The organism is Fictibacillus sp. b24, from assembly GCF_030348825.1.
In the GTDB taxonomy this organism is placed as follows: domain Bacteria; phylum Bacillota; class Bacilli; order Bacillales; family Fictibacillaceae; genus Fictibacillus.
On record NZ_JAUCES010000005.1, the window covers coordinates 3,595,527 to 3,617,495 of the forward strand.

The 21,969-nt window shown below is 39.0% G+C and carries 24 protein-coding genes and 1 other annotated feature; of the genes, 3 read left to right on the plus strand and 21 right to left on the minus strand.

Going from position 1 to position 21,969, the window contains the following annotated elements; genetic code table 11:
* Positions 1 to 2 precede the first annotated feature (2 nt).
* Positions 3 to 941, minus strand: coding sequence for a dipeptidase (locus tag QUF49_RS18900; RefSeq protein ID WP_289497233.1), 939 nt, complete (start codon positions 939 to 941; stop codon positions 3 to 5).
* Positions 942 to 1,067: 126 nt separating this feature from the next.
* Between QUF49_RS18900 and QUF49_RS18905 the strand changes: the two genes are divergently transcribed.
* Positions 1,068 to 2,729, plus strand: coding sequence for a glutamine--tRNA ligase/YqeY domain fusion protein (locus QUF49_RS18905; RefSeq protein ID WP_289497234.1), 1,662 nt, complete (start codon positions 1,068 to 1,070; stop codon positions 2,727 to 2,729).
* On the opposite strand, the gene QUF49_RS18910 is transcribed toward QUF49_RS18905, so the two are convergent.
* The 20 genes from QUF49_RS18910 to QUF49_RS19005 all read right to left on the minus strand — a co-directional run bounded on the left by QUF49_RS18910 (position 2,719) and on the right by QUF49_RS19005 (position 19,455).
* Positions 2,719 to 3,105 (minus strand): hypothetical protein, encoded by a 387-nt coding sequence (locus QUF49_RS18910; protein WP_289497235.1) that lies wholly within the window; start codon positions 3,103 to 3,105, stop codon positions 2,719 to 2,721. The genes QUF49_RS18905 and QUF49_RS18910 overlap by 11 nt on opposite strands.
* A gap of 53 nt (positions 3,106 to 3,158) precedes the next feature.
* A complete protein-coding gene (locus tag QUF49_RS18915) occupies positions 3,159 to 3,590 on the minus strand; it encodes a hypothetical protein (protein ID WP_289497236.1) in 432 nt (143 codons plus the stop codon).
* A gap of 18 nt (positions 3,591 to 3,608) precedes the next feature.
* A complete protein-coding gene (locus QUF49_RS18920; RefSeq protein ID WP_289497706.1) occupies positions 3,609 to 5,471 on the minus strand; it encodes a ribonuclease YeeF family protein in 1,863 nt (620 codons plus the stop codon).
* Positions 5,472 to 5,490: 19 nt separating this feature from the next.
* Positions 5,491 to 5,760, minus strand: coding sequence for a YwqI/YxiC family protein (locus QUF49_RS18925; protein WP_289497237.1), 270 nt, complete (start codon positions 5,758 to 5,760; stop codon positions 5,491 to 5,493).
* Positions 5,760 to 6,188, minus strand: a complete 429-nt coding sequence (locus tag QUF49_RS18930; RefSeq protein ID WP_289497238.1) for a YwqH-like family protein — start codon at positions 6,186 to 6,188, stop codon at positions 5,760 to 5,762. The genes QUF49_RS18925 and QUF49_RS18930 overlap by 1 nt, the downstream gene beginning before the upstream one ends.
* A gap of 211 nt (positions 6,189 to 6,399) precedes the next feature.
* Positions 6,400 to 6,930, minus strand: coding sequence for a M15 family metallopeptidase (locus QUF49_RS18935; RefSeq protein ID WP_425590482.1), 531 nt, complete (start codon positions 6,928 to 6,930; stop codon positions 6,400 to 6,402).
* Between the two features lie 43 nt (positions 6,931 to 6,973).
* The gene (locus QUF49_RS18940) at positions 6,974 to 8,320 is read right to left on the minus strand and encodes an FAD-dependent oxidoreductase (protein WP_425590508.1); all 1,347 of its coding nucleotides are present in this window, start codon (positions 8,318 to 8,320) and stop codon (positions 6,974 to 6,976) included.
* 107 nt (positions 8,321 to 8,427) lie between these two features.
* Complete coding sequence (locus tag QUF49_RS18945; RefSeq protein WP_289497240.1) at positions 8,428 to 9,261, minus strand: STAS domain-containing protein; 834 nt, start codon at positions 9,259 to 9,261, stop codon at positions 8,428 to 8,430.
* 41 nt (positions 9,262 to 9,302) lie between these two features.
* Positions 9,303 to 9,533: an excisionase family DNA-binding protein gene (locus tag QUF49_RS18950; RefSeq protein WP_289497241.1), complete on the minus strand. Its 231-nt coding sequence runs from the start codon at positions 9,531 to 9,533 to the stop codon at positions 9,303 to 9,305.
* 168 nt (positions 9,534 to 9,701) lie between these two features.
* Entirely contained in the window at positions 9,702 to 10,661 is a 960-nt protein-coding gene (locus QUF49_RS18955; protein WP_289497242.1) for a PDR/VanB family oxidoreductase, read from the minus strand.
* 13 nt (positions 10,662 to 10,674) lie between these two features.
* A complete protein-coding gene (locus QUF49_RS18960) occupies positions 10,675 to 11,130 on the minus strand; it encodes a dimethylamine monooxygenase subunit DmmA family protein (protein ID WP_289497243.1) in 456 nt (151 codons plus the stop codon).
* Entirely contained in the window at positions 11,127 to 12,083 is a 957-nt protein-coding gene (locus tag QUF49_RS18965) for a heme-dependent oxidative N-demethylase family protein (protein ID WP_289497244.1), read from the minus strand. Before QUF49_RS18965 ends, QUF49_RS18960 begins: the two co-directional genes overlap by 4 nt.
* A gap of 89 nt (positions 12,084 to 12,172) precedes the next feature.
* A complete protein-coding gene (locus QUF49_RS18970) occupies positions 12,173 to 12,592 on the minus strand; it encodes a VOC family protein (RefSeq protein WP_289497245.1) in 420 nt (139 codons plus the stop codon).
* Positions 12,593 to 12,689: 97 nt separating this feature from the next.
* The gene (locus QUF49_RS18975; RefSeq protein WP_289497246.1) at positions 12,690 to 14,003 is read right to left on the minus strand and encodes a DUF4179 domain-containing protein; all 1,314 of its coding nucleotides are present in this window, start codon (positions 14,001 to 14,003) and stop codon (positions 12,690 to 12,692) included.
* A complete protein-coding gene (locus tag QUF49_RS18980; protein ID WP_289497247.1) occupies positions 13,996 to 14,517 on the minus strand; it encodes a sigma-70 family RNA polymerase sigma factor in 522 nt (173 codons plus the stop codon). The genes QUF49_RS18975 and QUF49_RS18980 overlap by 8 nt, the downstream gene beginning before the upstream one ends.
* Positions 14,518 to 14,624: 107 nt before the next feature.
* Positions 14,625 to 15,632, minus strand: coding sequence for a FecCD family ABC transporter permease (locus QUF49_RS18985; protein ID WP_289497248.1), 1,008 nt, complete (start codon positions 15,630 to 15,632; stop codon positions 14,625 to 14,627).
* Positions 15,629 to 16,672 carry a FecCD family ABC transporter permease gene (locus QUF49_RS18990; RefSeq protein ID WP_289497250.1) on the minus strand — a complete coding sequence of 348 codons (1,044 nt, stop codon included), beginning with the start codon at positions 16,670 to 16,672 and terminating at the stop codon, positions 15,629 to 15,631. The genes QUF49_RS18985 and QUF49_RS18990 overlap by 4 nt, the downstream gene beginning before the upstream one ends.
* Before the next feature lie 26 nt (positions 16,673 to 16,698).
* Entirely contained in the window at positions 16,699 to 17,649 is a 951-nt protein-coding gene (locus tag QUF49_RS18995; RefSeq protein ID WP_289497251.1) for an iron-hydroxamate ABC transporter substrate-binding protein, read from the minus strand.
* 69 nt (positions 17,650 to 17,718) lie between these two features.
* On the minus strand, positions 17,719 to 18,531 hold the full coding sequence (locus tag QUF49_RS19000) for an ABC transporter ATP-binding protein (protein WP_289497252.1): 813 nt from the start codon (positions 18,529 to 18,531) through the stop codon (positions 17,719 to 17,721).
* A gap of 177 nt (positions 18,532 to 18,708) precedes the next feature.
* Positions 18,709 to 19,455, minus strand: coding sequence for a L,D-transpeptidase family protein (locus QUF49_RS19005; RefSeq protein ID WP_425590483.1), 747 nt, complete (start codon positions 19,453 to 19,455; stop codon positions 18,709 to 18,711).
* 177 nt (positions 19,456 to 19,632) lie between these two features.
* On the opposite strand from QUF49_RS19005, the gene QUF49_RS19010 reads away from it, so the two are divergent.
* Both QUF49_RS19010 and brnQ read left to right on the plus strand, forming a co-directional pair.
* Complete coding sequence (locus tag QUF49_RS19010; protein ID WP_289497253.1) at positions 19,633 to 20,151, plus strand: GNAT family N-acetyltransferase; 519 nt, start codon at positions 19,633 to 19,635, stop codon at positions 20,149 to 20,151.
* Between the two features lie 127 nt (positions 20,152 to 20,278).
* Positions 20,279 to 20,522: a binding site (T-box leader), on the plus strand.
* 50 nt (positions 20,523 to 20,572) lie between these two features.
* Positions 20,573 to 21,907 carry a branched-chain amino acid transport system II carrier protein gene (gene brnQ / locus QUF49_RS19015; RefSeq protein WP_289497254.1) on the plus strand — a complete coding sequence of 445 codons (1,335 nt, stop codon included), beginning with the start codon at positions 20,573 to 20,575 and terminating at the stop codon, positions 21,905 to 21,907.
* The last annotated feature ends 62 nt before the right edge of the window (positions 21,908 to 21,969 follow it).

Consider the following 21,969-nt stretch of genomic DNA (forward strand, 5'->3'; position numbering starts at 1 on the left):
TGTTATTTATCTGTTGGTTTTGGAAGATAGTTTAAGAAGTTTTGGTGAGCAAATCCTCGTACTTCTTCCTCTGAATAATGTTTCAACAGTTCATTTATTAAGTTTTGGGTTTTGGATGCGTCTTCTAAGTCCGTAATAAGTTGCGAGATTCCATCAAAATCCGAACCTAGACCAATCTGCTTCACACCACCAAGTCCACAAAAATGGTCGATGTGTTTAATGAGATCAGAGATGCTGGACGAGCCCTCGCTTTTAGTAAATGGAGGGTTATAAACAACATGCACCACTCCTCCTTTACCGAACATCTCTTTCGCCATTTCATCCGTTAAGTTCCTCGGATGATCACATAGAGCACGTGAATTAGAATGGCTTGCTAAAGGATATTTGGCAATGTCCATAACGTCCCAGAAGGCACGATCACATAAATGGGAAACATCTGTTAGAATTTGATGCTTGTTATTGAACTTAACAACCTCTTTACCAAACACCGTAAGTCCTGCTCCACGAGGTTCCTGTGCCCCGTCTGCCGCGAGATTCGCGTGATTCCATGTAAGTCCAATCAAGAGGACGCCAAGTTGGTGCAATATGCTTAACTTTGTAAGATCATCACCAATTGCGTCCACTCCTTCAAGCGTTAACACCGCCCCGATTTCTCCATCTTTTAAGGTATGAAAATCAGACCAATTTTTCAAATGCTTCATCTCTGGGTTTTTACCGAGGACTTCCTTATAAAAACAATCCACTTGCTGAAGAGCAGACTGAAATTTTTGATCACTCGGAATAAACGGCTCTATAAAAATAGCGAAAAACTGAACGTTCACTTTTCCCTTTTTTAGTCGCTCTTTATTTGTAGCAAGCTGTGGTGCATCTGCATAACGCAGCTTACCGTCCGTTTCCCATAGTTTTAATAATGCATCGCAATGCAAGTCAATGACATTCATGTTGATCCCACCATTTCTTTGTTAAATAATCTCCTTAACCCCAAAAGAATACGTTTAGTTGAAATTTATTTTTGTTATAATGTAAAGTATATCTTAGTTTACATATAAGGAAAGGCTTGATACGGGATGGAGAATAGTTCTTCTAATTTTATTAAAACAATCATCCAAAACGATCTGGAATCCGGAAAACACAAGAAAATCGTTACTCGTTTCCCTCCAGAACCTAATGGATATCTTCATATTGGACATGCAAAATCAATCGTAATCAACTTCGGACTTGCGGATGAGTTTGGCGGAGAAACCAATCTGCGCTTTGATGATACTAACCCATTGAAGGAAGATCAAGAGTACGTTGATGCAATTAAAAAAGACGTTGAGTGGCTAGGATTTGAATGGGAGAACCTACGCTTTGCTTCTGATTATTTTGAAGAAATGTACGCTCGTGCCGTTCTTTTAATTAAAAAAGAAAAAGCGTATGTGGATGACCTGACTGCAGACGAGATTCGTGAATACCGCGGAACACTGACAGAACCAGGCAAAGAAAGTCCTTACCGCAACCGCTCTGTTGAAGAGAACTTGGATCTTTTTGACCGCATGCGTAAAGGCGAGTTCGAGAACGGACAAAAAGTACTTCGTGCAAAGATCGACATGAGCTCACCTAATATTAACTTACGTGACCCAGTCATTTATCGTGTCTCTCATGCTACCCATCACAATACCGGTGACACGTGGTGCATCTATCCGATGTATGCATTCGCTCACCCGATCGAGGATGCGATTGAGGGCGTAACACATTCGCTTTGTACAACTGAATTTGAAGATCAGCGTCCTCTATACAACTGGGTTGTTGAAGAATGTGAGATGGACAGCCAGCCGCAGCAAATTGAGTTCGGCCGCCTAGGACTAACGAACACGGTAATGAGCAAACGTAAACTAAAGCAGCTTGTAGACGAAGGATATGTGGACGGATGGGATGATCCACGCATGCCGACGATCTCTGGTTTACGCCGTAAAGGCTATACGCCTGACTCAATCGTTGAGTTTGTAAAAGCAGCTGGTGTTTCAAAAGGTTCTGGTGTAACCGACACGGCGATGCTTGAGCATTTTATCCGTGAAGATCTAAAAGTGAAAGCACCTCGTACGATGGGAATTGTTGATCCGTTAAAAGTAGTGATCACAAACTATCCTGAAGGACAAGTTGAGATGCTGGATGCTGAGATCAATCCAGAGAATCCAGAAATGGGCTCACGTCAGATTCCATTTTCTCGTGAAATTTATATCGAGCGTGAAGACTTTATGGAGGATCCTCCGAAAAAGTACTTCCGACTCTTCCCTGGCAACGAAGTTCGCTTAAAGCATGCATACTTCATTAAATGCGAAGATTTTATAAAAGATGAAAACGGCAATGTGGTTGAACTTCATTGCACGTACGATGTAGAAACAAAGTCAGGCACTGGATTTACAGGCCGTAAAGTAAAAGGAACACTTCACTGGGTTGAAGCGACACAAGCCGTACCAGCTGAGTTCCGTATGTACCAGCCGCTCATTTCAGATGCAGATATGGAAAATGAAGAAGATAGCGAAGGCAAAACGTTCTTGGATTACGTGAACAAAGATTCACTTATTGTAAAACAAGGATTTATTGAAGCGAACATGAAGGACGCGAAACCTCAAGACAAGTTCCAGTTCTTCCGCCACGGCTACTTCAACGTAGATCCAAAGCATACGACTGACGACAAAATTGTGTTTAACGAGATTGTATCACTGAAGAGTTCGTTTAAGCTTTAATTATAAAAGGGAGAGTTCCTACATTGGGGACCCTCCCTTTTCCAGTAATAAAAATAATAATGCCTAGCCAAACATAAATTGCAATCAGCCATTCATTGAGACTACCTATCGCGTAAGTAATAAAAAGTCCTAAAAAAGCCCCAGCAAACCAAATCTTTAAAGCCCAACTTGCAGCGGCATGCGGCCAACTCTTACCTTCTAACTGTTTCAAATAAGGATATCCAAGACCAACTTGCTCTTCATGACTCATTTGTAGAAAAGCGGATTCAGCATTGAATTTTTTACAGTTCACAACGATATCATGCCAGCTAAGAGGCAAACAATGATCCTCGGGGAAAACCTGTTTCCCTTCTTCTTCGTTCAAATATACTGGCAAAACCACAGCTCCATAATAAATCGCATCTGTGTTATGGAGCTATCTAAACCCTATTACTTGTATTCAATAGCTATTCCTACTTCTCCACTCTTCTCATCTATGTATGAGATGATCTGGCAAAAAGGGAAGTAATAAATAATAGAATTTCCTTTTCTATCGGAAGGTTCACCAAAGTTCTTTTTCAACCATAGATCATGACTCTCTTTCTTTTTTTCAACATTATAATTAGACCAGTTGCCGTAATTATTTTTTAAAGACTCATCAGCATTCTCCAATTCAATGATGGAAACAGAATTATTTTTAAAATGTACAACTATCCATAAATTCAATTCATTAATTAAAACAGGATCCTTAAATACAAACATTTTAGAGTTGATATTTGTACTTAATAAATAACTCGCAAATTTATTAATAAATTCTTGTTTCATAGTATTGTTATCAATGGTTACTCCATGAATATCTATCTTAAAAGTATTAGTAGACAAGATTATCACCTTTTTTTATTATTGAATTTTATTTAACATCAATTCATACTCTTCATAGGTAATCTTTACATTATGAAGTTGTATTTCAGCATTATCCACTCTAGTAATATACTTATTATGAACTAACTCATTAAAGTCTGACATAAAAATTTGTTCCATGCCACCCTGTCCAAACTGCGGATTACTTTTGGCAATTCCATTTGCTCCTATTAAATCTATGTTAAGTTTATAAGCGCCCATTTGCCCTCTATAAATGGCGTGATCCATTCCCTTTTGCCAGTATGGTTTAACTTGCAATCCTTCAAAAATCACCTTAGCATCTTTACCAGTTGCCTCGATTGCTTCCTTAGTGGAAAAATAACCAGTGGGATAAGGCTCCCCAGCATATAGTATAGTTCCTTTTTTATATACTTTATCAATATATTCATCTGTACCCACATAAGGAAATACACCTTGCCACTCTTGTGCTTTTTGGGACGGACTATAATTATTTAACATCCTCCTAATTCCAGGTTTATTTATTCGAGCATGTAGTTCCTCTTTAGTTAAGCTACCGTATTTACTTCTCAAATAGTCTAAACGATCTGCATATCTACCTCGCGGAACCTCAGTTAAATCTGCTGCAACTGGAGGAGTATTATAATTTTTATTTCTTAAAGCTACATCATCCAACGCATACCCTGCACTGCCCACACCAGCAATAGCAAATGCATTAAAAAGACTCTGGTTTCTTTGCTCTTCGGTTAATTCGTTTCCGAACATGTCTTTCCCTGTAAAATATTCACCAAAGCCATTTGCAGACACGAGTCCATAAATTCCGTATTCTGCTTTTTGAAGCCTGCTTAGCCCTTGCGCTGTTTTGTAGGAATCCAACATGTGATCTGCAGTATTTACAGCTCTCACCGTTTTGTAGATGGCACTTCCACCCTTAGCTGCCCGCCCTGCCCAACCGATGACAGGGATAAATCCAGCTGCGGCCATCGCACCTGCTGTAATCCTCTCTGCCTCAGATAGCTTGCGTCCGGTTACCGGATCAACGCCTGTTGAAGCTCGAATTGTATCATAATAACCGGTTACTTCACCCGTAAAGGTACAAACCGTATCCCATGCTTTTTCATGCCATGGTCTATTTTCCATCTCTTCTATTTTCTTAGCAATCTCTCTATCTTCTTGCTGTTTCTTTTTAGATGCTAGATATGCAGACGTATCTTGTTCAGCTTGGCTGATTCCCTTATACACTTCACTCGAACGGTACGCCTCAGCATTGAAGTAGAGCGGAGAGATGTTTTCACCCCGCCTGGTCGCTTCCATTAGCTGAGCAAACAGGCCGTAAATGTGCTGCTCCTGATTTTGAGAGTAAGCATATTCTTGACTTAACCTTTGATCGAGTTCGTTTACTTTCTCTACCGTTTCTGAACGTTTCTTTTCACTTTGATCCATCTGATCATCGAAATTATCCTTTGAAAAAACAGAAAGAGACACCAAATCACTGATACCATTAAAAATACGCTGCAGTGCATCTTGTTGCTCTGCCACCATTTCTTTAGCCACTTTCCCAGCTCGTTCCACATTGTCATCCAAAAATGGAACTTGCACTAAGGTATCCCCAGAAAGATCAACATCCTCAGTATCTCCTGGTATCCCTTTAAAAAAGCTAACGCTCGTATCAAGAAAACGAATCCAGGCATCGACTACATCCATCTGCCCTTGATAGAACCCTTTTATTGCCTCTGCTCCATGTCCTTCGAAATCATGATTATCTACAATGTTACCAAACTCTTTTTTTAGTGTTAAAAACTGCTCTTTTAGACTCTCGTATTGTTGGGCTCGTTCTGTAGTTGCAGATTGTAATGTGGCTGCTTCAAATACTTTACTTACCATTATCACCAATGCCCTCTCTTTACTTATTCCTAAAAATTGCTTGGTCCTGATTCTTCAATATTTCAACATTCGCTTTCGTATCTTCAATATTTTTCGTTACAACGTTCATATACTCAAGAATCATGTTATGAAGATTGCCTTCTCGCTCTAACCATTCGTTTGTAAACTGTAGCTCATTCTTTCCCAGTGCTGCTGCAGAAGGATTTGGCAGGGTAAGAGCATCCAAGGCACGCTGAGCATTTGATAACTGCTGAATTACGTCTTCAAATTGGAGTTTAATTGTCTGCACTAGAATAACCTCCTTTTCAGATCATCAAGTTTATTTCCTAACTCTTCAAAAGCTTCTTCTCCCTTATTCAACAGTTCACTCGCTTCATTTGCCATATGGCTTAACCCATCTAGTGCGCTTCTCTCCGCACGAAGGAGGGTAATTTTCATATCAATCGATTGTTGGTAATCACTATAATCTTCATTTACAATTCCCTGCATTGTACGGTGAGCTTCTTCCCTAGAGTCGTCAAACGCTCTTGCTCTGTTTCCCGTCCACAAAGTTCCAAGCTCAGGCTCAAGAATTCGGCGTATCTCCTGCTGACTTATATTTTGTTCTTGAACAATTTCACTTTTAGCTCGCTGCAGCCTTGCTATTTTTTCATCTATATCAGCAGAGCTGCTTGCCAAACTGCGGTAAATGTCATTTAACGTGTCTGAAAAACTCATGACCTGTACCTCCATAAGCTGTTTTACTTACTTTAGTCCTAACATCTTAATAACATCTAAGTAGGAGTACCTAATAAATTAGTAAGTTTTTTCCACATTCTTAATACCCTTATTTACCAAAAATAAACTAATATTAATCTATCATTGTGTTCCTTTAACGATACTTTTGCACTAAAAAAAGACTTAAGCTTAGCCTAAGTCTCCTGATATTTTATTCTTTTGTTTTAGGTGGTCTTTCTCCGTATTGCAACTCCCGAATACTCAACCCAAAGTCCATCTCCAAATGTGGATAATCCTTGAAACCACTCCAATCTCCACCCCACTCGAAGCCTCTTTCCTTTGCAATTTGAACCACTTCCATCCAATCCGATTTCCCATTTTGATTACCATCGCGTTCTAGGTCCCAAACAACGGTACCGTCATCCAACTTTAAGGCGAAATCTATGGCTAAACCATAATTATGATAAGATTCTCCACCCTCTACATGGGTAACGATTGTCCCTTCTTTTGATCGTCCTTGCGCATATAATCGATCCTGCTCTTCTGCAGAACGAAAATCATCAGTAATCACAATGTTAATTCCTTTTGAAGCAGCTCTTTGAATAAGGATATCTCTATTTTCAGCAACAATAGGATGCAGTTCTGTCGGCAATGGTGTATTTCTCTTTTTCCATTCCAATGTTATTAAATAATAGATAGAAGCAAGTACAGCAATGAAGAATAGAAACTTCAATATCTTCAAAAAAAAAACTCCTTTTTATACAAATCTCTACTTCTAGTTTATCTCAACGAATGGATTGTGGAAAAGAAAACACGCTTCTCGGGTCATACTTTTTATTTATTCTTTGAAGTCTCTCAACATTTCTCCCAAAATACGCTTTTTGATAATTTTTTAGATCGCGATATGGAAAGTTTACAAAAGAACCTTTTGTGATTGTCTCTAAATAGTTAAATCTTTTTTCTACCCATTTTTTATTTTCTTTGGCAACGAGCGGATCTTCCCATACGGATTGGATACCTAATATATAACGGGCTTTTCGATAATAAAAAGCGGTATCTGTTTTGCTCACCTTCCGAATCTGGCCACCCATTGAATACACAGTAAGTGCTGCATAAACTGAACCTTTAGCAGGCTTTCTCACAAGACTTACGATTGCCTCTAATTCTTCTCTGTCATACTCTTTATAAACAAAACGGCCTGTTGATTTAAATTTTTCATAAGGAGGATACGTTGACTCTATTTCCCGAACAGCTTCTAAGAAAGTTAAAGACTTTGCTGAGATTTGTAAGCCTTCTATCTTTTTATATACCTTCAGAAGCTTTTCTGTCTGTTCCTTTGTTCCATAAAAAAATCCTCTGCCATAAATAGCTAGACCTTCAGAAGAAGAGTTGTACAAGCTCGTATTGAGTGTCATTCGATTATCTAAATTGACCAGCCACTTTTGCCATATTCTTAAAAATTCCCTTTGTTCTTTTGTTGTGGCATTTGGTTTGTATAACTGGAACAACGTTACTTGATCTACCTTTGGCGGGAGCTTAAATGTCATAGAAACCATTACTCCAAAATTCCCTCCACCTGCTCCTTTGCACGCCCAAAATAGATCGCTGTTTTCTTTATTGTTCACTTTTAATCGTTCACCTTTATAATTGATCATCTCAAGTTCCACCAAGCTATCACAGCCTAAACCATATAACCTGCTAGAGAATCCCCATCCTGCTCCAAGAACAAAACCGCTAACCCCTACAGTTGGACACGTCCCTCCAGGAAACGGATAGCCTTTTGATCCGACAGCATCGTACAAATCTTTGTTTTGAATTCCTGCCTGCATTGTTACTAGATTTCGTTTTTCATCAACAATCACAGCATTTAAACGACTTATATCAATGACTAACACACCATTACCAATTGAGTATCCTTCGTAATGATGTCCGCCAGAACGAATTCGAATATCAGCACTGTGCTTTTGCGCCCACTTTATCGCATTGCTAACATCCTCATAACTACAACAATAAACAATAATACTGGGGAACTTTTGAATTGCTCTGTTCCACTCTTGCCGTGCTTCTTCATACTTTTCGTCACCCGGTAAGACAATTTCCCCCGTTAATCCTTTAAAGTTATCCAACTTCAACACCCTCTTAAGTAACTGACATACACTGCAGTTTATGAGAAGGAAGCTTGAACACATGCCAAACAATACAAAAAACCAGGTTTCCCTGGTTTTTTGACATTCATTTTTTATTGTTGTGAACCAATCGCTTGAGCCAAACTCGATTTAATTGAAACTTTTTCAAAGGATAGACCTAGCTGAACTGCAGTTAAAGCAATTTCTGGTCGAATTCCAGATAACGTACACTTCACTCCAATTAGGCCTAGTGTTTCGATAAGTGAGAAGATTTGCTGAGCCACCATCGTATCAATAATCAAGACACCAGAAAGATCGATGAACAGATGCGTAATTTCTTTTTCCGTGCACTGTTCTAGTGTATTTTCCACGATCAGCTTTGCTCTTTGCGTATCAATGATCCCAATTAACGGCAACAGCCCCATATGATTATTAAGTGCAATAACTGGTGAACTTAATTCGTGAATCATTTCTTGCTGTGCAATTAATTTTTCCTGACTGTATTTTTGGTTTTCCTCAACAAACCACGTGACGATTTTATTAAAAGTTTCTATGGTAATGTTGTTCCAAGCATCAATAGTGGTTTGAGAGTATTCTCCTTTATGAAGGCTAACGAATTCTTTTATTAGAAGAAGGTATTGTTTTTGGACATTGAAAAATTCTTTCATGATAACTGTAACGGGTGTGTTCAAGTGCTCATCATCTTGAGCAATCATAAGCACCCATTTTTCAAAATCTTTTAGGAATTTATTTTCTTCTGTTACAAATACCTCACAAAAATGTACATGAAATTCATGATTTTGCTCTTTAAGCGTTTTAATTGTTTCGGGATTAGTGGAAGCATATACCCCTGTGGCCTGTGATTTATCAATTGATCGGTACCAATCTTCCGTCAGCTGCCATGTTTTTTCAATTAAAAAAGAATGCAGCGCCTTATCTCTATGCATTTCTTTCCCACTCTCCCCATCTACCCTTTTTTATCGTAAATTTAGTCTTCGTCTTTTGCATCCCAATCTTCAGGAATGGGTTCACTCAAGTATTCCTCAACCATCTTCTTATATTTTTCAAGCTGCTCAAAATGTGTATTGAACTGCTCTTTATTAATAAGATGCTGATTCCCGTCAAAAATAGCACGAATCTTATTCTGTTGAATAAGACTCTCTACGACCGCCTCTGGCATTGACAAGTATTCAGCCGTTTCTTTTATCGTAAGGTACATCATTCATACATCCTGTCTAACTTTTGTTTAATATAAGCTTACAGCAAGAACGGTATGGATTCAATATACCCTAAAATTACACGATTAAAGCTAATCTACCAATCTTTGTTTCATGATCAATTGATTACTCCCCATTTTTCCCTTACATAGAACCTCTCTAACACTAACTTATTCAATCTCAATCACTAGTTTATCTGACCTTGCTCGTGAAACACAGGCTAAAATACAATTCTGGGCATTTTGTTGATCCTCACTAAGAAAGAAATCATAATGATCGATTTCCCCTTCTGAGACCGGCAGTTCACACGTTCCGCATCGTCCAACTCTACATGAATAAGGAACATTCAAACCCTGCTGCAGTAGAGCATCTAATAATGTTTGCTTTTTATCTACCCGTATTTCTTTTCCACTTTTGAGTGAAATCTTAAAGGGCTTTACACGTTTAAGCTGAGGTGGTGAAAATCTTTCTTGGTGTACAGACTTTTTAGGATAGCCTAAATCTCTGGCCGCTTTTAAAAATTGTTCTATAAAAGATTCAGGACCACAAAAATACACATGAGTGCCGATGGGGTGATTTTCTAGAGATGAAGTAGACATACGGTGGTTTTCTTCTGAGAAATAAAAATGACATTGCCCAGAATAATGCTTCGTTAAAAACTCATAAAACGGACAATTTTGTTTTGATTTGGAAGCGTAATGAAGTTCGAAAGAGAATCCTTTGGTCATAAGTTCATGCATCATTGATAGAAATGGAGTAATTCCTATTCCAGCCGCATAAAAAACATGATGCCTTGCTTTAAAACTGAGCGGAAAATGATTTTTTGGATAACTGATGTGCAGACTGTCTCCAACTTTCATTGATTGATGCCAGAAACGTGATCCCCCTTTAGAATCCTCACTCAAACGAACGGCTATCTCATATTGTGAAGTTTCGTCGGGATGACTAGTTAGCGAATATTGCCGAACTACTAATCCATTTGCTGTTTCAAGGTAAGTTGAGATATGCGAACCACCACTAAATCGTGGAAGTTTATTTCCCTTTGCCGGAGCTAGGATATACTTCTTAACATGCTCCGTCTCTTGCACAATAGAGGTGATTTGAACTGATAATGTAGCCTCTTTATACAATTAAGCCCACCTCCTATAGTTTTGCAACATAGCCTAGGAATGCGTCGTGCATGGCAGAATAATGGTCTGAAACTTCAAGTTCTAAACCACAGCGATGACAATACAGCCTTTTCTGCTCATTATTGGACGTGTTGATTTCATGACAACGGCAGCAAAACACAGAAAATTTTTCCTCCCCATATCCAATGTATTGCACGTCTTCATCTGAAAAACCGATATCCTCTACAGCTTTAAGAAATTGCTGAAGCTCTGAAGATGGTAATGCCACGTAGAGAAAGGTGCCCATCTTTTGAGATTTCAAGAAATCTTCCAACAAGGACATTTTAAAATCTGAGAGAAGAAACCGTTCATGAGTCAGCCCTTCTTCATTTACCTTTTCCATCACGCTGCTTAACAGTTTTAAACCTTGATCATCTCCACAAAAAATATACTTTCTTTTTCCATTGATAAAAACAGCTTCATTTTTCATGTGGCTCTCACTCGTTCCAGCTGTTTTTCCAAGTAATCCAACACCGCATCTTTATAAAGGGAAATACCTTTGTAATCAGCAATGTGTGAAGGAAGTTCAGAAAGAATATCATAAAACTGCTGCAGCCACTCCGAATTTGCAGCCAGCTGTTCTAAAGGCAGTAAATGCGTGTGAATGGTAAAAAGTATGCTGTTAGTTCGCGGCAATCTGAATAACTTCTGAACTTCTACTCGAATATGAACAAGCTTTCCTGCATTTTCTTTTGTAACTTGTTTACGAAGCTGACCCCATTGATCAAAGGTTTCTAGTGAAGTATCCAGCCTGTCACCTGCCATCAGTGACCAATTTTTCCGTTCCCATGGGTTCCCTGCTTCTAATCTCATTAGAAACTGTAAAATCCGATCGTCCAATCCTTCTTCTTTGAAGCCTGGAATGGGATGGTGGATGCTTTTGAACTTCATACCTAAGTTAAAGGCAAGCGACCAGTTCGCAGGAAAACAAAGCTGCCCTGCATCTAGATACAAGTCACCGTCACGCTGCATCATTAGAATTAAATCCTCTTGCACATGATGGCTTATAAAAGCTAACGGCTCACACGGCAGTGACTTTTCATCACCAAAGACGAATTCTATTTTATCGTCCAAAATCTTATTAGAAAAAATCCAAATTGTATTCCTTTTCTCTACTGAAAATTGATTCGGATAATGTGCTGCGAGATGGTCAATAACAAGTTCAACGATTTCCCACTGTCCTGTCATGGTATGCGGAAGTGATTGATAGCAGCGTTCAGGATGATAAGTTAAAAGATTCCTCTTTAGAAGCATTTCTTTTTTATAATCTGAGGTGACCTCAACGCTAATGGGTTTATGCATCGGGATGGAGTTGTTGGAATAGCGGTAGGTTGAGCCCTTAAACGGGTACGGAAATTGTTCCAGATCAGCAGTCCATTTCATATCATCACCCTTTACAGAATATTCTTATAATTCATTGTAAAGAAATTTGGTTCACATGAAAAGGCAAAAAGAGAACTGACTTTTTCAAGTTAGCTCTCCTTCTTCTTTTCTGGATAATCACACAGTTCAATAATTTGCCCCTGCGAATACGCGGGATTCATATATATTAATCGTCTGCCATAAGGATTGGTACGAAACGTATCTTTTAAAAAGGTATAGCCCCTGCTCTCAAACTCTTCAATCGTTTGAAGCAGATCATCCACCTCATAAGCGAGATGATGAACTCCTTTTCCCTTTTGGCGTATAAAACGCTCAATCGGTGAAGTTTTACTTGTTGGCTCAAGCAGTTCGATGACTTGATTCTCAAGCTCAATCACGGCGATATGCGTCTCAACACCAGGCTTTTCACTCGTGTATCGTTCCGTCAGCTTACCGCCTAAAACGTTTGTATAAAATTCTATCGCTTCATCTATTCTTCTTACCGCAATTCCTGTATGATCCAGTCTCATTACAATCACCTCTTCTTGAACTACTGACTTGAATTATAGAGCGTTGAGAGAGTTAACGCAAAAAAGGCAGCCTTTAGTAAAGGCCACCTGTAATAGATCATTTAACTTTTATCTTCTCGTTGCCTTTAATCCACAAAGGATAAAAATCTAGTTCTATTGTTATTGGATTTTGTTCAGCCTTTATAATCGGAAGTTCTATTCCAACTTGCTTCGTATTTGATTCTTCATCAGCACTCATAGATTGGGCATGTGATTGGATCTCCTGCCCTTTTGAATCTCTAATCGTACCGAAGCCCATCACTGAATAATTTTTGCTCTTCTTAACAGAAAGATCAAAAACAAGTTGCCCGTTTTCTTTTCTGGCGTTACTAAGTTTGTTTCCAGCAGGCTGTTTTAAGATCTTCATCTTTTCTGTATCTACCACGACGACTGCATTGTCTTTGTCAATTGCTTGAGCTGTATTTAAAACTAGATATAATTCTTTCGGTTCTTTAAAATAGTTACTTTGGAGGTAGATTTCTTGCTCTGAATCTTTATCACCCGATGCAGTAATTCCATTCGTAATTCCTCCCCACACTTCATTGTTCTCATCAACAATTCGCAAATCCTCAAGCTGAAGAATTTGTTTTTTATTGCTAGGATCCATTTTTAGCTTTACTGCAGCTCTTAGCGGATATATCGTTACTTTTTCAATGTTAATCTTTTGCCCCTCTAGTTCCATCGTTTGATGTACAGCGTATTCCTTCTTTTCTTTAAACTCTTTTAACGAAAACGGAATAGAAAATTTTTTGTTTTTTATCTCAAGATCAACAATGTATTCTGTTGGAGCAATGGGAACTTCAAAGAAATATTCAATTTCACCGCTAAAAGTATTCTCTCCTTTATCAGATGAGTGGAAATCACCTAAAGTATTAAACGCTTCATCCAAAACCATTCCGTCTTTCGCTCTAATCTTAACGTTATCAAACATAATTTCTTTCAACTTTTCTTTTGATTCAATGGTGTAAAACAGTACAATACCCATTTCGTCTGATATCGTTCCATCAATGGTAACTTTTAAACCATCCTTTTTATCAGAAGCACCTTGTTCCTGATAGTACTTATGTTCAACAGCTGCCATTCTTCCTTTATCATCGCGAATCATATTCACGATCCTTTCCATACCCGGAATCTCTGCCATGTAGCTTGCAAATGCAGGAGATATACGAATGGAAGAAAATATTCCTATTAGTAATAGTGCTGCTGCTATGAAACTATAAATGTTTCTTTTCTTTCGGCTGTATTTTCGTTCTTCGGATTTTGCCTTTTGAAACCCTGCCATAATGGCGTTATCGATAGAATTTAGTGAAATGGGGATGTCATCAAATTCTTTCTTTAAGTCGCTCAATTTTTCTTCTTCTTTTTCAAACATCTAGATTACCTCCTTTCTCTTCAAGCTTTTCCCGCAGCGATCTTAACGCTTTATTGAGCCATGTTTTCACAGTACCTTCCGGACATTGCAGCGTATCCGCAATGTCTTTAATTTTCAAATCATGAAAATATTTTAACGTGAGAATTTCACGTGACCTTTCGTCGAGGCCAAGCATGGCATCCCTTAATTCAATCTCCGTATGATTCTCTGAGACTCCTAATGAGTTCAACATCTCATCATTTTTTACAATCCGTTTTTTGCTTTTCAACTGATCATTGCAATAATTAATCATAATTCGCATGAGCCAAGTCTTAAAATAGGAAGATTTCTTTAACTTCCTGATCCCTTTATACGCCCTGTATGTGACTTCTTGAATAGCTTCGAGTGCATCACCTTCATTACGCAGAAAAGATATTGCTGTTTTATATAAATCTACTTTATAGGTCTGAATTAACTGCAAAAACGCCTCATCATTCCCTTTAATGGCTTTCTTCACTAAATTTTCTGTCTCCAACTTCTCGCCTCCTAACCCCTTACCTATATATTAGACCGTGGGGCGTGGAAAAAGTTTTTAAAAAAATAAAAAAATCAGCCCTATAATGAAGGACTGATTTTCACTTCTTATTTTTTTGCCAAAAGGTACATAAAGTACGGTGCACCAATGATGGTTACGATGATTCCAGCAGGGATGCCGCTTGGATCTAAGATGACTCTTCCTATCGTGTCTGCTGCAAGCAAAAGAATAGCTCCTATTAACGCTGCAACAGGAAGGAACGCTTGATGACGCGGACCAACGAGTGATCTGGCGATATGAGGAGACATGAGTCCTACAAAAGCAATTCCGCCACTAACCGCTACTGATGCTGAAGCAAGCGCTACCGCAACCATGATCAGAAGAATTCTTTCTCTTCCTACATTCACGCCAACACCAACTGAAACATTCTCATGCAGGTTCAATGTGTTTAGCACATTGGACTTAAACATCGTATATGGAACGAGCAACAGTATCCATGGCAGCAACGACAGAACAAATATCCAATCATCACCCCATATTCTACCCGCCATCCAGTTCGCCATGAATGAGTAGTCTTCCATATCTAATCGTGTTGATAACGTTAATGTTGCCCCATATAGCGCTGCAGCCAATCCAACACCGACTAAAACTAGCCTCGTTGGTTCAACACCTTCGCCTTTTTTATAAGACATCACATAAATGACAGCAGCTGTTGCCAATCCGCCTGCTAAAGCAAATAGCGGCAACACGTATAGAAAACTCGATGATTCTACCGTAAAAAACATGATGTACACCACAACCATCAGACCAGAACCAGCATTAATTCCTAAAATACCAGGATCTGAAAGCGGGTTCTTCGTAATACTTTGCAGGATAGCACCAGACACTGCGAGCCCCATCCCCGCAAGGATTGCAACAAATATGCGTGGTAACCTAAACTCAAAAAGAATTAGATTCTCTCTCGGTGTTCCTTGTCCAATAATCGTTCGGAATAGTTCTGAAGGAGTTAATGAAGCAAAACCAGTTGCCACACTTACAATAAAAATGGCTATCAACAAAGAAATCGCTGCAAACGTTGCTACTCTTACTCTCTTAATCTGACGCGCATTCATCATGACAGTTTTCTCCCTCCCTTTCTTGCAAGGTAAAGGAAGAAAGGAACACCGATCATGGCAACTACTGCACCAACTGGTGTTTCATATGGAGCGTTTACCGTTCTAGCAAATGTATCCGCTAAAACCATCAGCACACTTCCAAAGATCGCAGAACAAGGAATGATCCAGCGATAATCGGTTCCCACTAAAAATCGCACAATATGAGGGACCATCAGACCGACAAAGGCGATGGCACCAACAAGGGAAACTGCCGCGCCGGCTAGGATTAATACGACAGTCATCAGAATACATTTTGTTAATAAAGTCCGCTGACCTAAACCTTTTGCCACTTCTTCACCAAAGCTCAGAATCGTTAGCTGCCTTGAGAACATAACAGCAACCGCAATCCCAACAATGACAACAGGTACAATGATTTTTAACTGTTCCCAGTTGGTTCCGGATACCCCGCCGGCTGTCCAAAAAGCAAGGTCTTGAGAAAGCTTAAAGTATAAAGCAATCCCTTCTCCCAACGAAGAAAGCAGTGCAGAAACGGCGGCACCAGCAAGCGTAATTCGAATCGGCGTTAATCCACCTCGGCTCATTGAACCTAATCCAAATACCATCGCTGCACCAATTCCTGCACCTATAAAGGAAATAACCATGACCGTAAGATAGTTTGCTCCTGTGTTAAAAGCAAATACACATGCAAGTGCTAAACTTGCACCCGCGTTCAAACCAAGCAAACCAGGATCTGCTAACGGATTTCGGGTCATCCCTTGCATAATTGCCCCACTTACTGCAAACCCAGCACCAACAATTGCTGCACCAAGCTCCCTTGGTAATCGGAGACTTACAATGATACGGTCAGCTTCCCTCGTAGGATCATAGTTTAGGATAGAATTCCAAACCGTAAGAAAGTTGATCTTGGCTGCGCCAACTGATATCGCAAGCCCAATACTTAACAAGAGTAGAGCGAACCCCATCAAAAGAATCGCTGAACCCACTGCTGGTCTCGAATACACTTTATTATCTTTTATGAGCTTGATTTTTGTTTTGAACATGGCGTTTTCCCTTTTTTAAAAGCTTTTTATTTCTTTTTCGTTAACTCTTCAACAATAATGTCTAATTCTTTTTCTAGAGAAATTGGATCATTAAAATAAAAAGATTCTGAATCAAACTTAATTGCGTTACCATTCTTAACTGCCGGTAGCTCTTTCCACACATCTGACTCCATGAATGAATTGTCTGGATTACCAGCACCTGATCCAACAAAAATATAGTCTCCAGCGTAAGTAGGGATTACTTCTGTAGAAATAGCTTTCCATCCTGGACCGAAAACATCTTCTTCTAATTTTTTAGGAGCTTTAAGTTCAAGAGCTTGATAGATAACTTCTGTTCCACGACCCCAGTTCTTACCGTAAACATACATATCTTTACCGTATGCTTCCATAACCATGAACGTCTTGTCTTCACCGATTGCTGACTTTACTTTTTCACGAGCGTCAGCTGCTTTCTTCTTCCACTCTTCAACCCAAGTCTTTGCTTCTTTTTCTTTATTAACCATTTTACCGATTTCAACATGCTGTTCCATGTAATCATACTTGTCATATGTCATTGTTACGGTTGGAGCAATTTCTTCGTATTTCTTGATGTTTTTATCATCAGAATACGTGATGATCAAGTCAGGATCTAATTCTAATAATTTTTCATAAGAATCAGCTGTAACCACTTCAGCTTTGTCTAGTTTGTTACCGAAGAATTTATTTTGTTTTGGATATTCATTAACAGCAACCGGAGTAATGCCTAAATCTAGCAAATTACCAGCATATGTAGCAGCCAGCATTGCAACACGTTTCGGTTCAGCTGGCACTTCTATTTCTTTACCTTTCTCGTCTTTATAGATTCTTGTTTCATTCTTTGGAGAATCCTTCTCCCCTGAACTTGCACCTTCTTCTGATTTATTACCGCATGCTGCTAGTACAAACACCAAAAGTAATGTCATAAAGCTAACGAGTAATTGTTTTGTTGTTCTTTTCATTTTGTTATCCCCCTATATTTGTTAAATAAAAATCATTCTCAATTAACTGTAAAAAAGAAAGGCGAATACTTACGCCAAGTTTTCAACCAATTTAACATTCTTGATGAGATCATACGTTAAACATACAGGCTTTCTCGTTCTTGGATCTAAGCCAATTTCAGCATCAATGTTAAAGACATTTCGCAGGACCGTACGGGTCATTACCTCTTCAGCCGTATCTTCTTTTAAGATGGATCCGTCTTTCATTGCGACCATATGGTGAGCAAAACGAGCTGCATGGTTCAAATCATGAATAACCATTACGATGGTTCTATTCTCATCTCGATTCAACTGGTGCAACAACTCAAGAACTTCTAGCTGATGAGATAGATCCAAATATGTAGTCGGTTCATCAAGTAAGATAATATCCGTTTCTTGAGCTAATGCCATCGCAATCCATACACGTTGGCGCTGACCACCTGAAAGAGCATCTACTGCGCGCTCTTTGAATTCTAAAACTCCTGTAACTTCTAAAGCCCAGTCAATGACTTCAAAATCACGTTTGGAAAGCTTGCCAAAACCTTTTTGATAAGGAAACCTTCCGTAAGAAACAAGTTCTCCAACCGTAAGCCCTTCTGGAGAATCAGGTGACTGTGGCAATATGGCCATCTTTTGCGCGATTTTTTTCGTAGATTCTTTGCTAACGGCTTTACCATCCAGATAAACAACACCTGATTTTGGGTTAAGTATACGCGACAACGTTTTCAAAACCGTCGATTTTCCGCAGCCATTCGGTCCGATGATTGTCGTTATCTTCCCGTCTGGAATGGAAATGTTAAGATCTTTTACTATGTCTCGTTCACCATATGATATTTGTAAATGTTCAGCATATAGTCTAGACACTTGTTTCGCCCTCCTTTAAACAGTTGTTTAATAATTTATTTAAAGCGTATCATTTAATTGAAAATGATTATCAATATCGTTTCTCATTTTATTGGATATTTCTAAAGGTGTCAACGGAATATTTAAACTTGTCACAAAAAAATCAGCCTTTTACTAAAGGCTGATCTTAATTAATATTTAAAACATCCCCAATGCCTTTTTAGTCGCTGGTCCTACAATTCCATCTACTGTTAGCTTCTTAGCTTTCTGAAACTGACGCACAGCCGCATCTGTATTTGCTCCAAATACGCCGTCAATTCCTTTTGTATTGTATCCTAAGCTAGTAAGTCTGCGTTGAAGCTCCATAACTTCTGCGCCACGGCTACCCTTTTTCAAATTTACCACTGAAACAACAGGTACAGTTGAACCGTTCGTAATTTTGTATCCATTTGCTGCAGCCAGCGCAGGAAATGTTTTGCCTGAAGTCGTAATGACCACTGGTGTATTTACGGTTATTCTGGCATACAGCCATTGAACCTCATTATTGTACATGCGAATACAGCCTGCGCTTACATATTTACCAATCGAATTCGCGTTGTTGTTCCCATGGATCGCATAAGTTGTTCCCCAAGTTCCTCTAGCGTTTAATCCGAGCCATCTATTGCCTAACGGATTTCGAGGATCTCCCCCTGGGATGTTACCTGTATAATAAGGCCGGTTTGTGATTTTGTTTACGATTTTGAACTTTCCTTCTGGTGTATAAGATGGCAGTTTACCTGTTGCTACTTTAAATACCTTTGATAATTTATTATTCTCGAAATACGCTAGCTGGTTTGTCGATTTGTTTATGATAATTAAAGATGACGCTGCTGCTTTTGCTGGTTGCACTAGTAAGAACATAAAACAAAACATGAGTAATCCAATCCATATCTTTTTCGTTTTCATTCTTTCTCTCCTGTTCTTTAGTGAAATAACAAATCCTCATATTCTATGCAAGGGAACAGGAGTTGCATTACAACTTTGTTAAAAAATTTAATCAAAAAATCATGGATCTTTAGCTTGTATCACGAATAGAATAGTAGGTTATATTTAATTTATACATAGAAGAAAGAAGCTGAAATTATGCGCAACCTTAATAACGTCTATATACGCAAAGCCACGAGTGATGATGCTCAAAACATGATTGACTTTTATAACGTGGTTGGCGGTGAAAGTGATTATCTATCCTTTGGAGCAAATGAATTTAAACGAGAGCTTAAAGATTATAAAGACTACATCACAGCCACTTCACAGGAACCGAATTCTATCATGCTGCTTGCTACGATCGATTCTAAAATTATTGGCATTGCAACCATTAACTCCTCACAAAAAGAACGAACCAAACATGTAGGAACACTTGGTATTGTAGTTTCAAAAAAATACACAGGCATGGGATTGGGAACAGCTTTAATGAATGAGTTTGTGATGTGGGCAAGACAAAATGGAATTACAAAGAAAATTAGTCTCGTAACGAATGAAAATAATACGAAGGCGATTGATCTTTATAAGAAGCTGGGTTTTGAGAAGGAAGGTTTGTTGAAGAAGGATAATTTTATTAGAGGAACATATCATAACACCGTTGTGATGGGCTTATTTTTATAAATTATTATCTTACGCTGGGTCATTGTGTAGAAGCAGATGGAATTGACACTGACTGTTTCAACTTTTCAATGTTTTCTGAATTTGTTGTTGACTTTCTTCTTTTAGGGTGATAAATTTACAATTAATATTAAAATCAATGACGAGAAAGAGTAAGATTTGATCACTGTTCCCCAGAGAATCGGCGCTTGGTGAAAGCCGATGTTCAGTTCTTATCCGAAAATCATCTCTGAGATGCAAAGCTGACATGTAAGCTTTGACGGGCCGTCCGCCGTTACAAGGGAACACGTATGTTTGTACGTTGACTGAGTGCCGTAAGCTTTTCATGAGCTGCGGAATTAGGGTGGTAACGCGAGCGATAACTCGTCCCTTCTATAGGGGCGGGTTTTTTTATGTTTTAAAACAATAAAAGGAGAGATTACTTATGAGAAAGATGGACACCGTTTTTATTGGACTTATGTTATTTTCAATGTTTTTTGGAGCAGGAAATCTCATCTTCCCTCCATTTTTGGGAGCTGAGGCAGGATCCTCATACTGGCTTGCGATGGCAGGCTTTATTCTGACAGGAGTCGGACTTCCTTTTGCCGTATTATTTGCCGTTTCCCTTGTAAAAGGAGGCGTTCAAACGATAGGCAATCGCGTACATCCCGTTTTCAGCACCGTCTTTATGGTAGTCATCTACTTAAGTATCGGGCCATTCCTAGCCATTCCGAGAAATGCAAACGTTGCTTATGAAATGGGGCTTAAACCGTTCTTGAGCAATAATTCGAATGCAGCACTTATTCTTTTATTATTCACGGTTACTTTTTTCGCACTGGTTTATGCAGTCAGCCTTAATCCATCAAAAATGGAGAAATATATGGGACGCTGGATTACACCAACTCTTCTCTTATCGATGGTTGTTCTTTGTACGGTAGGGTTTTTTAAACTTGATGCTCCACTTCAATCACCATCTGCTAACTATCAATCCGGAGCTTTTTCAAAAGGTTTCATTGAAGGGTACAACACAATGGATGCTCTTGCTGCTCTCGCTTTTGGTATTGTTATACTTACGGCGATTCAGCAAAGAGGCGTTCAGGATCGAAAGCAATTAACCAACTACACACTAAAAGCAGGTTTGATTGCGGGTACGTTGCTAACACTTGTTTATGTCAGCTTAGGATTAATCGGCGGAAAGATGGCTGCAGCCGGTACTTTTGAAAATGGTACGGACATTCTTTCTGCAGCTTCCACTCTTTTACTAGGTAAAAGCGGAACAGCTCTGCTTGGCTTTATTTTTACATTAGCTTGCTTTACTACAGTTGTTGGTTTAACGACAGCATGCGGTCAGTACTTTTCAAAATTAATTCCAAGTGTCAGCTACAAAACGGTAGTCTTACTCGTTACACTAGTAAGTTTTACTCTATCAAATCTAGGACTGAACCAAATTCTTAAAGTGTCGGTACCGTTTTTGGTCACAGCCTATCCATTAACGATCGTATTAATTGCACTTACGTTTTTTAATCGTTTCTTTAAAAATCCAAAAAAAGTGTACGGCAGTGCGGTTCTATTTACAGGAGTATTCGCCTTGATGGACGGTTTGGCTGCATTCGGAGTAGATCTAGGTCCAGTACAAGTGATGAAAGACATCCTCCCTCTATCTTCTATGGGGTTACAGTGGATTCTTCCAGCTTTAGTTGGTACGGCAGTCGGAATGGCTTTAAGCAGCTTAAGCCGTACACATTCAGCATTAGATGAGGTTGAAGTGAAGGCTTCATAAATTTTCACAGCATAACAAAACGAAGGAGCTAATCCGCATAAAATGGAATTAGCTCCTTCTTT